11 protein-coding genes are annotated in these 14,179 nt (G+C 66.3%); 4 read left to right on the plus strand and 7 right to left on the minus strand.

Annotation, left to right across the window (positions count from 1 at the left end; translation table 11 throughout):
• The 5 genes from BLV60_RS25900 to BLV60_RS25920 form a co-directional block, all read right to left on the minus strand.
• On the minus strand, positions 1-438 hold the full coding sequence (locus tag BLV60_RS25900; RefSeq protein ID WP_093058150.1) for a DUF2141 domain-containing protein: 438 nt from the start codon (positions 436-438) through the stop codon (positions 1-3).
• 137 nt (positions 439-575) lie between these two features.
• Positions 576-1,682, minus strand: a complete 1,107-nt coding sequence (locus BLV60_RS25905; RefSeq protein ID WP_093058151.1) for an AI-2E family transporter — start codon at positions 1,680-1,682, stop codon at positions 576-578.
• A 161-nt stretch (positions 1,683-1,843) separates the two neighbouring features.
• Complete coding sequence (locus BLV60_RS25910) at positions 1,844-2,548, minus strand: GntR family transcriptional regulator (protein ID WP_093058152.1); 705 nt, start codon at positions 2,546-2,548, stop codon at positions 1,844-1,846.
• A 14-nt stretch (positions 2,549-2,562) separates the two neighbouring features.
• Positions 2,563-3,897 (minus strand): C4-dicarboxylate transporter DctA, encoded by a 1,335-nt coding sequence (locus BLV60_RS25915; RefSeq protein ID WP_093058153.1) that lies wholly within the window; start codon positions 3,895-3,897, stop codon positions 2,563-2,565.
• 133 nt (positions 3,898-4,030) lie between these two features.
• Positions 4,031-4,972 (minus strand): LysR family transcriptional regulator, encoded by a 942-nt coding sequence (locus BLV60_RS25920; RefSeq protein ID WP_093058154.1) that lies wholly within the window; start codon positions 4,970-4,972, stop codon positions 4,031-4,033.
• A 136-nt stretch (positions 4,973-5,108) separates the two neighbouring features.
• On the opposite strand from BLV60_RS25920, the gene BLV60_RS25925 reads away from it, so the two are divergent.
• From BLV60_RS25925 to BLV60_RS25935, 3 genes are read left to right on the plus strand one after another with little or no spacing between them, the layout of a single operon-like run.
• Positions 5,109-6,587, plus strand: a complete 1,479-nt coding sequence (locus BLV60_RS25925) for a short-chain fatty acid transporter (protein ID WP_256329583.1) — start codon at positions 5,109-5,111, stop codon at positions 6,585-6,587.
• Between the two features lie 25 nt (positions 6,588-6,612).
• A complete protein-coding gene (locus tag BLV60_RS25930) occupies positions 6,613-10,077 on the plus strand; it encodes a molybdopterin-dependent oxidoreductase (RefSeq protein WP_093058155.1) in 3,465 nt (1,154 codons plus the stop codon).
• 40 nt (positions 10,078-10,117) lie between these two features.
• Positions 10,118-11,062 carry a bifunctional Delta(1)-pyrroline-2-carboxylate/Delta(1)-piperideine-2-carboxylate reductase gene (locus BLV60_RS25935; protein ID WP_093058156.1) on the plus strand — a complete coding sequence of 315 codons (945 nt, stop codon included), beginning with the start codon at positions 10,118-10,120 and terminating at the stop codon, positions 11,060-11,062.
• Positions 11,063-11,489: 427 nt separating this feature from the next.
• Here BLV60_RS25935 and BLV60_RS25940 read toward each other — a convergent pair whose 3' ends face one another.
• Positions 11,490-12,008: a DUF4760 domain-containing protein gene (locus BLV60_RS25940; RefSeq protein ID WP_143042641.1), complete on the minus strand. Its 519-nt coding sequence runs from the start codon at positions 12,006-12,008 to the stop codon at positions 11,490-11,492.
• 244 nt (positions 12,009-12,252) lie between these two features.
• Positions 12,253-13,599 carry an MFS family transporter gene (locus BLV60_RS25945; protein WP_093058158.1) on the minus strand — a complete coding sequence of 449 codons (1,347 nt, stop codon included), beginning with the start codon at positions 13,597-13,599 and terminating at the stop codon, positions 12,253-12,255.
• Positions 13,600-13,789: 190 nt separating this feature from the next.
• Between BLV60_RS25945 and BLV60_RS25950 the strand changes: the two genes are divergently transcribed.
• Positions 13,790-14,173 (plus strand): nuclear transport factor 2 family protein, encoded by a 384-nt coding sequence (locus BLV60_RS25950; protein ID WP_093058192.1) that lies wholly within the window; start codon positions 13,790-13,792, stop codon positions 14,171-14,173.
• The last annotated feature ends 6 nt before the right edge of the window (positions 14,174-14,179 follow it).

A 14,179-nucleotide genomic window follows, 5' to 3' on the forward strand; every position in this document is an offset into this window, starting at 1 on the left:
TCAGTGCAGGTGAATGACGGTCTGCAGGTCGGCGTCGACGCTGATCGCCGCGGCTTCGAAGGACGGCGGGGCGCGGTTGCCCTTGGCGTCGTTCGAGAAGCCGTAGCGCTCGGTCGGCATGCCCATGAGGTTGGTGTCGAGCTTGCCGTTGCCGTTCTCGTCGGCAAACACCCGCAGCGCGTAGCGCCCTGGCGCCAGCCCCGCGAACACGAGCCGGGCCTTGCCTTCGCGCATCGGCGCGGTCTGCGAGGCCACGGCCTTGCTGTCGGCGTAGCCGGCGGCGTCGTTGTACAGCGCGACGTAGAGCGTGGCTTCGGCCGTGGGGCCGTCGGCGACGCTCAGGCTCAGGTCGGCGGCAAGGGCGCCGAAAGGCGCAAGGGCCACGGCGGTGCACAGGGCGCGCACGACCGGGCGGGACAGGAGGGCGGGAAGTTGCATGGCAGGCCTCGTTGGAAGTTGGAGGCCCGACGATCTCGCAGGCTGGGCGCGGTGCCCAGCGCCATGTGACGAAACGCAGGTTTGCGCGCGTGAAATGCGCGCGGGCGGGGGCAAACGGACCGGCGCCCGTGCCTGCCTCAGCCCTTTTTCTTGTCTCCGGCGCCTTCCGCGCTTTCAGCCGCCTCGTGGCCGTTGCCCACGTGCCCCGAATCCGCGAACAGGCTCCACGCGGCCATGAACAGCGCCGCGATCACCGGCCCGATCACGAAGCCGTTGATGCCGAAGATCGCCATGCCGCCGATGGTCGACATCAGCACGATGTAGTCGGGCATCTGCGTGTCCTTGCCCACCAGCACGGGACGCAGGATGTTGTCGACCAGGCCGATCACGAACACGCCAACGAAGATCAGCACGCCGCCCTGCCAGAAATGCCCCGTGGCCAGGAAGTAGATGGCCACCGGCCCCCAGATCAGCGCGGCACCCACGGCGGGCAGCAGCGAGAGGAATGCCATCAGCACCGCCCACAGCAGCGCGCCCTGCACGCCGAGGAACCAGAAGGCCAGCCCGCCGATGGTGCCCTGCGCAATGGCCACAGCCACGTTGCCCTTCACGGTGGCGCGGATCACGGTGGTGAACTTGTTGAGCAGGTAGTGCGTGTGCGGCTTGGCGAGCGGCACGGCATCGCGCATCGTCTTCGACAGCGTCGCGCCGTCGCGCACCAGGAAGTACAGCAGGTACAGCATCACGAAGAAGCTGACGACAAAGTCGAAGGTGTTCTGCCCGATGGTGAGCGCCTGGCTCGCGATGATCTGGCTGGCCTGCCCCGCGATGGCCGACACGCGAGCCTGCCAGGCTGCCATGTCGCCGAGGTTGAAGCGCTCGACCAGGTTCAGCAGCCATTGCGGCGAGGCATCGAGGATCTGCTGGAAGTAGGCCGCGAAGTTGATCTGGCCCGAGCGGATGTTCTGCGTGACCAGCGCGATCTCTTGCACCAGCGACACGCCCACCATCGCCAGCGGCAGGATCACGATGAACAGGCAGATCGCCAGCGTCGACAGTGCCGCGGCATTGGGCTTGCCGCGCATTTTCTTCAGCAGCCACTTGTAGAGCGGCGTGAACAGGATCGCCAGCGCCACCCCCCACAGCACTGCGCCGAAGAACGGCATCAGCACCCAGAGGAAGGCGGCGGTCACGGCGGCGAGAAGGGCGAGGAACACGCCGCGCTGGAGTTGGGGTGAGTTCATAGTTGTCTCGGACTGTAGCCGAGCCGGAACCCATGGCCGTGTCAGCGGGCGCGCCCTTGTGCGGCGCAACAGGACTGGGGAGGAAATCCGCCGGAAGCGATGGCCCGGCGGGCTATGCCTGCTATCGAACAGATAGCTACCACCGGTATTAATGCACGGCTTCAGCGCTTGGCGCGCGGCAACGCCACAGGCGCCAGCGTGGCGCGCAGCCGGCTCGGCGCGTCCGGCTCGGCGGCAGCATCGACCTCGAGCGAGCGCTCGACATTGCCGATGTGATCGAGCATCAGCCGGCGCGCCCTGGCCGTGTCGCCGGCTTCGAGCGCCGCGACGATGGCGCCATGTTCCGAGCAAGACTGCCCCGCCTCGTGCTTCGACTGGTAGAGCGTGGCCGCCAGCGTGGTGCGCGCCGTGAGGTCGCGCAGCACGTCGACCAGCAGCTGGTGCCCCATCTGCTCGGCCAGGCACACGTGGAAGTCGGCCAGCAGGAAGGCGCGCGTGGCGGCATCGGCGCCTTCGATGGCGCGCTGCTCGTCGGCGATGTGGTCACGCAGCTTGCGGATCACCTGCGACAGCGGCCGTCCCTCGCTCGCTTCGAGGATGCCGGCCTCGACGATGCGCCGTGCGGAGAAAGCATCGCGCGCCTCTTCGGCCGAAGGCTCCACCACGTACCAGCCGCGGCGCGATTGCACTTCGACAAAACCGCGCGCCTGCAGCTGCATCAGCGCCTCGCGCACCATCGTGCGGCTCACCGAGAAGTTCTCGGCCAGCGCCTGCTCGCCGAGCCGCTCGCCCGGTGCGAGCTTCTGCGCGAGGATGGCTTCGACGACGCGTTCGGCAATGACGGTGGGGCTGACGTCGGCGGGCATGCTTCTTTTTTTCTTCAGTGGGCGCTCGAAGCGGTGGCGGTGCCTGCGGTGTTCACCACGGGCTCGGTCAGCGGCTCGTCGTCGGGCGAGTAGCGGCCGTCGAGCACCGCGTGTGCGCGTTCACGGTCGATGTCGCCTTCCCAGGCGGCGATGGCAACGGTCGCCACGCAGTTGCCGATCAGGTTGCCCAGTGCGCGGGCGATGCCCATGAACCAGTCGACCGACAGCACCAGCACCAGCCCGATGGCGGGAATCGCCGGAATGGCGTGCAGCGTGGCGGCCAGCACCACGATGGCCGAGCCCGGCACGCCGTGCGCACCCTTGGACGTGACCAGGGCGATCGCCAGGATCGTCATCAGGTCGGTCATCGAGATCGGCGTGTTGGTGGCCTGGGCGATGAACACGGCCGCCAGCGTGATGTAGATGGAGAAGGCGTCGAGGTTGAACGAGTAGCCCGTGGGAATGACCAGGCCGACCGTCGAATCGCGGATACCCATGCGGCGCAGCTTGGCCATGATCTGCGGCAGCACGCTGTCCGACGAGGTGGTGGCGAAGACGATGGTGAGCTCTTCGCGCAGGTAGCGCAGCAGCTTGATCAGGCTGAAGCCCGACATGCGCATCACCAGCCCCAGCACCACGAACACGAAGATCAGCACCGCGCCGTAGAAGAGCGCAACCAGCATGCCCAGCTGCTTGAGCGAGCCGATGCCGTACTGCCCGACCGTGAACGCGATGGCACCCAGCACGCCCAGCGGCGCCAGCTTGATGATGATTCCCATGATCTTGAACAGCACCAGCGAGAGCGCATCGACCACCACGGCCACAGGCTTGCCACGCTCGCCCAGCAGCGTGAGCGCGCAGCCGAAGAGCACCGCGAACAGCAGCACCTGCAGCACGTCGCCAGTGGCGAAGGCGTTGACCACCGTGGTCGGAATGAGCTTCATCAGGAACTCGACCGTGCCGCCGCTCGTGAGCTTGTCGGCGTTCGAGGCATAGGCGCTCATCGCGGCCGGGTCGAGCTTCGACGGGTCGACGTTCATGCCCGCGCCGGGCTGGAACACGAATGCCAGCACCAGGCCCATTGCCAGCGCGATGGTGGTCAGCACCTCGAAGTAGATGAGCGACTTCACGCCCACCCGGCCCACGCGCTTCAGGTCTCCCGCGCCGGCAATGCCATGCACCACCACGCAGAACACCAGCACCGGGATGATCATCTTGATCAGCTTGATGAACCCGTCACCCAGCGGCTTGAGCTTGACGGCGTACTCGGGCGCGAAGAGCCCCGCGAGCACGCCGAGCACCAGCGCGATGACCACCTGACCGAAAAGCGATTTGGCGAAGCGAGGCATGGAGTCTCCTGTCTGTCTTGTCTAGGTTTTGCATGCAAGCAACGCCTTGTCTTGCATACAAGAAATGTAGGCAAGAAGACTTTGGGAAGGTCAGAGGGTATTCCCGGGCCCGCCATTTGTTGATTGGAGTGAACTACTGCGGCTCGTCGTCCATACGCGGTTGTGACTCTCTCGTCAGCGTCTTGGCCAGCAACCGCAAGGTACTCGCGGAGGCTGCAGTGGCCTCGGAAAGAACGGCCCCGCGCCGGTAGGCCAGCCCCAGGTCCATCGAGGGCACCGCGCTCGACACCACCGTCCTGCGAATTCGCCCGCCGTCGTGAGACCAGGGGCGAAACACCAGGTCCGACAAGATGGTCACACCCACGTTCTGTGCAACGAGGCTGCGCACGGCCTCGATCGATTTGGTGCGGAACACGACCTTGGGCTTGAGCTTCATCGCGCCCCAGTAGCGGCCAACGGTGTCCACGTGCTCGTCCATGTCCAGCAGCACGAAGGGCAGCTGCGCGATCTCACGCAGCGACACCGACTTCTGCGCCACCAGCGGATGGTCGAACGACGTCCACAGGCGGCGCTGCGACTTCAGCAGGTTCTCGCGCCGGATGTCCGGCGCGCGAGAGAGGTTCGACACCAGTACCACGGCGAGGTCGAACTCGCCGCTGCGCAGGCCATCCTCGATCTCGAGCCGGTTGCGCTCCACGGGCTCGAACTCGACCAGCGGCAGTTGCCTGCGCATCGCGCCGATGATCTTCGGCAGCATGTATTCGGACACGGTGTCGGTGATGGCGATCTGCACCCGCCCCTCGACCGAGGACACCGAGTTGCGGGTTTCCTCCACCGCTGCCTCGAGCGTGTGCAGCATGTGCTCCGCGTGCCGGAGAAAGCCCTCGCCCTGCACCGTGAGCCGCAGCCCGTCGGAGTGCCGCGTAAAGAGCTGCACCTTCAGCGTGGACTCCAGGTTCTTGAGCGAAGTGGTCAGCGACGGCTGGCTCACATAGCAGCGCTGGGCCGCGCGGGACACCTGCCCCGTGTGCGCGGCAGCCACGAAGTGTTGCAGCTGCTTGATCGTTATCGACATAGATACATTCTATATCGCTCTATTGAAAATAGAGATTATGAATTGTCGATGGTAGTTCCTAACATCCGCGCAGCACGCCATGTCAGGCGTGTGACGAGGACGCCCACAGTTCCAGCAGCAGTAGCAGGAGAAACCCATGCCATCGACATCACAGACTTCCGCCGGCCCCGGCATCCACCCTCCTGTACCCCAGGACGCCCAGGCCGATGCCGGGCTGCTGAGCCGCCTGGGCCTGCGCTTCACGGCCTGGGCCGAGCGCTGGTTTCCCGACGCCTTCGTGTTCGCGGCCATCGCCGTGGTGGTGGTCGCGGGCGCCGCGCTGCTCAACGGATCGAGCCCGCAGGCGGTGGCCAAGTCCTTCGGCGACGGCTTCTGGAGCCTGATTGTTTTCACGATGCAGATGGCGCTGGTGGCCGTTGGCGGCTACGTGGTGGCGACCTCGCCGCCGGCCGCGCGGCTCATCCGCAAGCTGGCCGCACTGCCCGTGTCGGGGCGGCAGGCCATCGCGTACGTGGCAGCGATCAGCATGATCCTGTCGCTCTTCAACTGGGGCATTTCGCTGATCTTCAGCGCGCTCTATGTGCGCGCGCTGGCCGGCCGCCTCGACCTGCGCATGGACTATCGTGCCGGCGGCGCGGCCGCCTACCTCGGCATGGGCGCGACCTGGGCGTTGGGGCTCAGCTCGTCTGCGGCGCAGTTGCAGGCCAACGCCAGCAGTCTGCCCAAGAGCATTCTTGACATCACCGGCGTGATCCCGTTCAGCCAGACCATCTTCCTGTGGCAGTCGGTCGTCATGGCGCTGGTGTTGATCGTCGTGTCGGTGGCCATCGCGCTGTGGTCGGCGCCCGATGCGAAGCACGCGGTCACGGCGCAGGATCTGGGCGTGGACCTCACGGAAGCGAAGCCGGCCTCCCCCGAGTCCGCTGGGCGCCGCCCCGGCGAGTGGTTCGAACGCAGCCCGCTGCTCACGCTGCTCCTGTGCGCGCTGGGCTTCGGCTGGCTGGCGCAGGAGTTCATGGCCAAGAGCCCGTTGATCGCGATCTCGGGCCTCAACACCTACAACCTGCTGTTCCTCATGATCGGGCTGCTGCTGCACTGGCGCCCGCGCAGCTTTCTCGACGCGGTGTCGCGTTCGGTGCCGTCGACGGCGGGCGTGATCATCCAGTTCCCGCTGTACGGTGCCATCGCGGCCATGCTGACCGCCGCCAAGGGCGACGGAGGCATCACGCTGTCGGACCGCATCGCGCACCTGTTCGTGAGCATCTCCAACGTCGACAGTTTCGCCGTGGTGATGGGGGCGTATTCCGCCGTGCTGGGCTTCTTCATTCCCTCGGGGGGCGGCAAGTGGATCATCGAGGCGCCCTACGTCATGCAGGCGGCCAACGACCTGAAGGTGCACCTGGGCTGGGCCGTGCAGGTCTACAACGCGGCCGAGGCGCTGCCCAACCTGATCAACCCGTTCTGGATGCTGCCGCTGCTGGGCGTGCTCTCGCTGAAGGCACGCGACATCGTGGGCTTTACCTTCCTGCAACTGCTGGTGCATGCGCCGCTGGTGCTCTTCATGCTCTGGTTCTTCGGCCGCACGCTGAGCTATGTCGCGCCGGTGATTCCTTGAATGCCTTGAATCACGCAGGTTCCGGATGCAAGTGACGACGACGGCGGCAACGCAAACCAGGCAGGGCTACTGCACGCTCTGCCGTTCGCGCTGCGGAACGCTCAACGAGGTGCGCGACGACATGCTGGTGTCGGTACGGCCCGACGCCTCGCACCCCACCGGCCAGGCGATGTGCATGAAGGGCAAGGCCGCGCCCGAGCTTGTGCACAGCCCGCACCGCCTGCGCTACCCGATGCGCCGCACCAGGCCCAAGACCGAAGCGGATCCGGGCTGGGTGCGCATCGGCTGGGACGAGGCGCTGGCCGAGACCGCGCAGCGGCTGGGCGCCATCAAGGCCGAGAGCGGCGCCGAGTCGGTGGTGTTCGCCGTGACCACGCCCAGCGGCACACCGCTGACGGACAGCATCGATTGGATCGAGCGCTTCGTGCGCCTCTTCGGCAGCCCCAACATCTGCTACGCGACCGAGGTGTGCAACTGGCACAAGGACTTCGCGCACGCCTTCACCTTCGGCTGCGGCATGCCCGCGGCCGACTACGCGCAGGCCGAACTGATCGTGCTGTGGGGTCACAACCCCGCGAACACCTGGCTGGCACAGGCCAATGCCATCGGCCGGGGTCGTGCGAAGGGGGCGAAGATGGTGGTGATCGATCCGCGCCCCACCGCGCTCGCGCGGCAGGCCGACACCTGGCTGCCCGTGCGACCCGGCACAGATGCGGCACTGGCGCTGGGGCTGATCCACCTGCTGATCGCGGACGCGCGCTTCGACGAAGACTTCGTGCGCGCTTGGACCAATGCCCCGTTGCTGGTGCGCGGCGACAACGGACACTTCCTGCGTGAGCAGGACCTGTGGCCCGATGCCGAGGGCAACCGCTTCGTGGCGTGGAACGAGGCGCTCGCTTGTGCGGTGCCTTATGACACCGCGCAGGGGGCGCAAGCCCAGGACGCAGCCCACTTCCGCCTGTGCGGCGCGGTCGAGATCGATGTGGGCGCGCATCGCCTGTCGTGCGCTCCGGCTTTCGAGCTGCTGGCCCAGGGCTGCGTCGCCTATACGCCGCCGGAGGTCGAACGCATCACCGGTGTTGCTGAAGCCTCGTTGCGCGCGGTCGCTGACCTCTTTGGCACTTGCCGCCGCGTGGCCTATCACGCCTGGACTGGCATCGGCCAGCACACCAACGCCACACAGGCCGAACGCGCGGTCGCCACGCTGTATGCGTTGTGCGGCAGCTTCGACCGCATCGGCGCGAACCGCGTTCGCGTCGGTCCGGGCGTCAACGCCGTCAACTCGCTCTCACTGCTGCCCGACGCGCAGCGCGCCAAGGCGCTCGGTCTTGCGGAGCGCCCGATCGGCCCCCCCGCGCACGGTTGGGTGACGGCGCGCGACACCTACCGCGCGATTCTCGAAGGCGAGCCTTACAAGGTGCGCGCGATGATGGCCTTCGGCACCAACCTGCCCGTGTCGCAGGCCGACACCGCGCTCGCGCACCGGGCGCTGTCGCAGCTCGAATTCCACGTGCACTGCGACTTGTTCGAAACACCCGCCGCCAGGTACGCCGACATCCTGCTGCCGGTCAACACGCCATGGGAGCGCGAAGGCCTGCGCATCGGCTTCGAGATCGACGACCGCGCGGCCGGTTGGGTGCAGTTGCGCCAGCGCATGGTTGCGCCGCGCGGCGAATCGCGCTCAGACAACGATGTGATCTTCGAACTGGCCACCCGCCTTGGCATGGGTGACGGCTTCTTCGGCGGCAGCCTCGATGCCGGCTGGAACCACATTCTCGAGCCGCTCGGCCTCACGGTCGACCAGTTGCGCGCCCGGCCCGAAGGCATTGCCTGCGCCATCGACGCAAGCGAGCAGAAATACGCCCGCGCCACGCCCACCGGCGTGCGCGGCTTCGACACCCCGACGCGCCGCGTCGAGCTCTATTCCGAAGCCCTGCTGCGCCACGGCCAGCCGCCGGTCGCCACCTTCGTCGAACCGGCCGACACGCCGCGCGATGCGGAGGCCACGCGCCAGGGCCGCTTCCCCTATGTGCTGAGTTCGGCCAAGAACGGCTTCTATTGCCATAGCCAACACCGCAGCCTGCCTTCGCTGCGCAAGCGCGCGCCCGATCCGGTGGCCGAGCTGAGCCCCGCACTGGCGGCCACCAAGGGCATCGCGGACGGTGACTGGATGCGCATCCGCACGCGCGTGGGCGAAGCCCGCTTCGTCGCACGCGTCACGCCTCAACTGGCGGACGACGTCATCGTTGCCGAGTTCGGCTGGTGGCAGGGCTGCCCCGAGCTCGACCGCGACGGCCTGCCGATCGAAGGAGCACTGGGCAGCAACTTCAACGCGCTGATATCCGCCGACAGCTGTGACCCGGTGAGCGGCTCGGTGCCGCATCGCTCCTTTCTCTGCGACATCGAACGCGACCCGGCTACCGGGACGCGGCAGCGCAAGTGGTCCGGCTACCGTCCCTTCCGCGTCAGCGAGCTGCGGCCCGAGGCCGATGGCGTGCTGGGTATCCACTTCGAGCCGGTCGACGACGGCAAGCTGCCCGACTACCGTCCCGGGCAGCACGTCGAGATGCAGTTGCATCTCGACGACGGCACGCAAGTCACGCGCGCCTACTCGCTCACAGGCGCGGCCGAGGTGCCGGGCCGGCGCAGCTACAGCGTGGCCGTGCGCCACCAGCGCGGCCGCTCGGCCGACGGCACGCCGCACGAGGGGCGCGTGTCGAGCCATCTGCACTGCGCGCTGAAGGTCGGCGACACCCTCGCGCTACGTGCGCCGTCAGGCAGCTTCGTGCTGCCGCGCCATTCGCCGCAACCGCTGGTCTTCTTCGCGGGCGGCATCGGCATCACGCCCTTCATCAGCCTTCTCGAATCGCTTCCCGACGGCACGCAAGGGCCGGCCATCTGGCTCTACTACGCGAACCAGAACAGCACGACACACGCCTTTCGCGAGCGTATCGCGCAGCACCGCGCGCGTCTGCCGCAGTTGCGGGTCGTTGACCACTACAACGCACCACGGCCGCAGGAGCGCCCGGGCATCGACTACCAGTCGAACCGCTACATCGACGCGAGCGTGGTGGACGATGCGCTGATCGCGCAGCGCGCCCGTTTCTACATGTGCGGACCACCCGCCATGATGGACGCCGTGACCGACGGGTTGATGGCGCGGGGCGTTCCGCGCTTCGACATCTTCAGCGAAGTGTTCCGCTCGCCCACTGCGCCGCCCACCGACGGCGACCAGCACTTCACCGTCAACTTCGCGCGCTCGGGCCATGCCCCCGCGACGTGGACGCCCAGACAGGGCACGCTGCTGACTTTTGGCGAATCGCTCGGCCTGCAGATGGCCAGCGGCTGCCGCGTGGGCCAATGCGAGAGCTGCGCCGTGCGCCTGCTGGCCGGCAAGGTTCGTCATCTGCACGGCAGTGAGCCGGAAGACCCCTCCGTGTGCCTCGCCTGCCAAGCCGTCCCTCTCGAAGACGTGGTGCTCGAGGCATGACTGCGGGCACTTCCATCCACTCGATTCCATCCGCAACCCTATGAAAATCATCGATACGGAAAGCACCCGCCGTGCGCTGCCCTTCGAACGCCTGATCCCGGCGCTTCGGGAGATGTTCGTCGCTGGCTGCGAGGTGCCGTTACGGCACACGCATTCGCTCCAGGCCGGGGCGGACGACCCGCCCCGCACCGTGCTGGTCATGCCGGCGTGGCAGCGCGACCGCTACCTGGGCATCAAGACCGTGACCATCTTCCCGGACAACGCGCAGCGCGGCCTGCCCGGACTGTTCTCGACCTATGTGCTGTACGACGCAAGCACCGGCGAGCCGCTGGCGCAGATCGACGGCAACGAGATCACTTCGCGGCGTACCGCTGCAGCATCGGCCCTGGCCGCGTCCTATCTCGCGCCTGCGGGTGCGCGCAGACTGCTGGTCGTCGGCTGCGGGCGTGTCGGCAGTCTTGTTCCCGAGGCCTACCGTGCCGCGCTTCCCATCGAACGAGTGGTGGTGTGGGACCGCGACGAATCCGCGGCGAAGGCACTCGCTGCGCGGCTGTGCGCGCAGAACATCGAGGCGGCCGTCGCGCCGGACCTCGCCAAGGCGGTGAACGATGTCGACGTCGTGAGCTGTGCCACGCTCGCCACGCAGCCACTGGTGCAGGGCGCGTGGCTGCGGCCGCGCAGCCACCTCGACCTGATCGGCAGCTTCACGCCGCAGATGCGCGAAGCCGACGATGCCTGCTTTGCAGGCGCACGCCTGTTTGTCGATACGCAAGAAGCGTTGCACAAGAGCGGCGAACTGCTCGGGCCCATGTCGCGCGGCGTGTTCGCCGCCGCAGATGTAGCGGGGGAGTTGGCCGATCTGGCCGCGGGCAGGATTCAGGGACGAGCCGAAAGTGACGGGCGGACCGTCTTCAAGGCCGTGGGTACCGCGCTGGAGGACTTGGCCGCTGCAGTGCTGGTCTACGAGGCTTCCGATCCGCACTGAGAACTTACCTTCGCAGGCCGTCGCTACATGATCTCAAAGAATCGCTTTTCTCGACCTTCCGCGTCCCAAACTTCACAGAAGTCGATGTGCCCCGTCGTTTCCAGACATGTCAGATGGCGTCTTGCGTATCAAAGTGCGCGCCGTTCATGCGGGCTACCTGATGCGCCTATGGTCCGCGGATCGGCTAGTCCAGAACATTGATACTTGCACACCTGTCACTTGGAGTTTGGTCTAGAGGGGGCAGTCCACGACTTTGTTTTTTTGCCTGCCTTTTTGCAGTACTAGCTGATCAACGGCCTACATGTCTTCTGGTCCATCGGTTTGTTCCCCTTGGGCAGCTGCCCAAGGGGGAACAAAGCGGTGGGATGCAAGCGGGGCACACGTCGCACCGAAGCGCCACGCTGGCTGAGAGAGGTCCTCGTCGGGTCTATGCGGAAGGAGGCGCGGGCGCGGTGGTAATCGTCGCCTGAGCCTGTTCCGCCTCGCAGCGTTTCTTGAACTCGGCGTGGAGCTCCAGGAAGTGTTCCAGGACGTGCTTGTCGAGATCGTGGCGAGCCTTGATCCATTCCTCGACCGCCGGGTTCTTCTTCGCATCGATGAAGTACGCCCACCAGTAGTTGTAGACCAGCTCTTTGTCGAAGGCTTTCTTCTTGACCAGGAGAGCCACGGTATCGAGCATGCCCAGCATGCTCTTTGCCGCATCGTCAAAGTCTTGGCCTTCTGCAACAGCCTTTTGCACGAGCTTCCAGTCGGCCATCAGCCCGGCGGTCCGCTTCTCGAGAAATCCGACGGTTTCCCGGTAGCGGGCGGACTTCGTGTCCGCGTAGAGCTTCCAGATGAATGTGCATATGCCTGCGACCAGCGCCAGCAGCGAAAGCCAGTCGCGAAACGCAACGCCATTCTGCTGCGTCATCTGCTGGGCACACGCCGAGAGAATTTCGTTCATGCCTTGTGCTCCTTCGTCGTGAAAGCAGGCCATGGAGGCCGTCCCGAGTCTGTGCTTTCTCGACGGATGCGGCATCCCTCGAATGCGGGAGGCGCCTGCTCGGCACGTTGCGGCGGCATGGCCGCCGTGCCGAAGACGCGGCCCCGGACAGGCAGGTCCGGTCCGGGGGCTTGCGAGGAAATCAGAGGGTATTTCCGGGCCCTCTGTCGCCCGGTTTGCAGGGGTGCTCTGTCGGGGCGCGTGCTTACTTGTCGTGATGCAGGTACGTCGCCTGCTTCGGCAGCAGCAGGCTGACGAGGAAGGCCACCCCCATCATTCCCGTCACGTACCAGTAGAAGTACGACTCGTGCCCGATCGACTTCAGCCCCAGCGCCACGTATTCCGCGCTGCCGCCGAACATGGCATTGCCCACCGCGTACGACAGGCCTACGCCCAGTGCACGAATCTCGGGCGGGAACATCTCGGCCTTCACGATGCCGCTGATCGAGGTGTAGAAGCTCACCACCGCCAGCGCAAGCGTGATCAGCATGCCGGCCACCAGCGGGCTGCTCACGTTCTGCAGGTTGCTCAGCACCGGCACCGTCATCAGCGCGCCCAGTGCGCCGAACAGCAGCATGTTGGTGCGTCGACCGATGCGGTCCGACAGCGCGCCGAACAGCGGCTGCATGCACATGTAGATGAACAGGCAGGCCGTCATCACGTTGCTTGCGGTCTTGATCGACATGCCGGCCGAGTTCACCAGGTACTTCTGCATGTAGGTGGTGAAGGTGTAGAAGATCAGCGAGCCGCCGGCCGTGTAGCCCAGCACCACGAAGAAGGCGCGCTTGTGGTTCGTGAACAGTTCGCGCATCGAGCCGGCGCCCTTGGCGGCGCGGGTCTTGGTGCTCGCGGTTTCAGTCAGCGTGCGGCGCAGCATGAGTGCGACCACGGCGGCGATGGCGCCGATGACGAACGGAATGCGCCAGCCCCAGCTCTTGAGCTCAGCCTCGTCGAGCACCTGCTGCAGCACCACCACGACAACCACCGCCAGCAATTGGCCGCCGATCAGCGTGACGTACTGGAACGACGAGAAGAAGCCGCGCTGTCCGCGCATCGCCACTTCGCTCATGTAGGTGGCGGTGGTGCCGTATTCGCCACCGACCGACAGGCCCTGCAGCAGCCGTGCGGCCAGCAGCAGCGCGGGCGCAGCGGCGCCGATCTGTGCATAGGTCGGCAGGCAGGCGATGACCAGCGAGCCCACGCACATCATGACGACCGAAGTCACCATCGAAGTCTTGCGACCCTTACGGTCGGCCAGGCGGCCGAACAGCCAGCCGCCGATCGGGCGCATGAGGAAGCCGGCAGCGAATACGCCAGCGGTGTTCAGCAGTTGCACGGTGGGGTCGGACTTGGGGAAGAACGCCGGCGCGAAGTAGATGGCGCAGAAGGCGTAGACGTAGAAGTCGAACCACTCCACCAGGTTGCCGGACGAGGCGGCAAAGATGGCGAAGATGCGCTTGCGCTTTTCTTCGAAGGTGTACGGGGTGTTGTTGGCGGTGGTCGCGTCGGGGCTGGAGGCGCCGGCGGTCGCACTGCTTGCGATGGCGGTCATGAAAAGGGGTCCTTGCTTGTCTCTTGCTGCGGCCCGCCGCAAAGCCGCGCGAAGCCGTCCCGCCGAGTCTGTCCGGCCGCCGCCGGGCTGTCGTCCGTAGCCTGCCGCCGGGCGGCTACGTATCGGTACGCAAGGGTAAATACCTAGAATGGTGTGCCGCAAGCAAGCTGGCTCGCAATGGAGGTCGATGATGGAAGAGCAGATCATCCGGACGGCTATCGACAGACATTGGGCTGCGTCCGCCGCAGGCGACCAGGTCGTCGAGCATGAGATCTATCACGACGATGCCGTGTGCACCTACCCGCAGTCAGGCGAGGTCATCCACGGCCGGCACAACCTGCAGGCACTTCGCAGCCATCACCCCGGCAAGCCATCTGGGTTTGTGGTCCGGCGGATCGTAGGGGAGGGCAGTCTCTGGATAACCGAGTATGCGATCGACTACGGGGGCAAGAGCGCCTTCACCGTGAGCATCATGGAGTTCCGGGGTGGAAAGGTATCGCGCGAGACTCAATACTTTGCCGATCCCTTCGACGCCCCCGCTTGGCGCGCCCAGTGGGTCGAACGGGCAGCGTGATTGCGC

The sequence above is a fragment of the Variovorax sp. YR634 genome, from assembly GCF_900106655.1.
In the GTDB taxonomy this organism is placed as follows: domain Bacteria; phylum Pseudomonadota; class Gammaproteobacteria; order Burkholderiales; family Burkholderiaceae_C; genus Variovorax.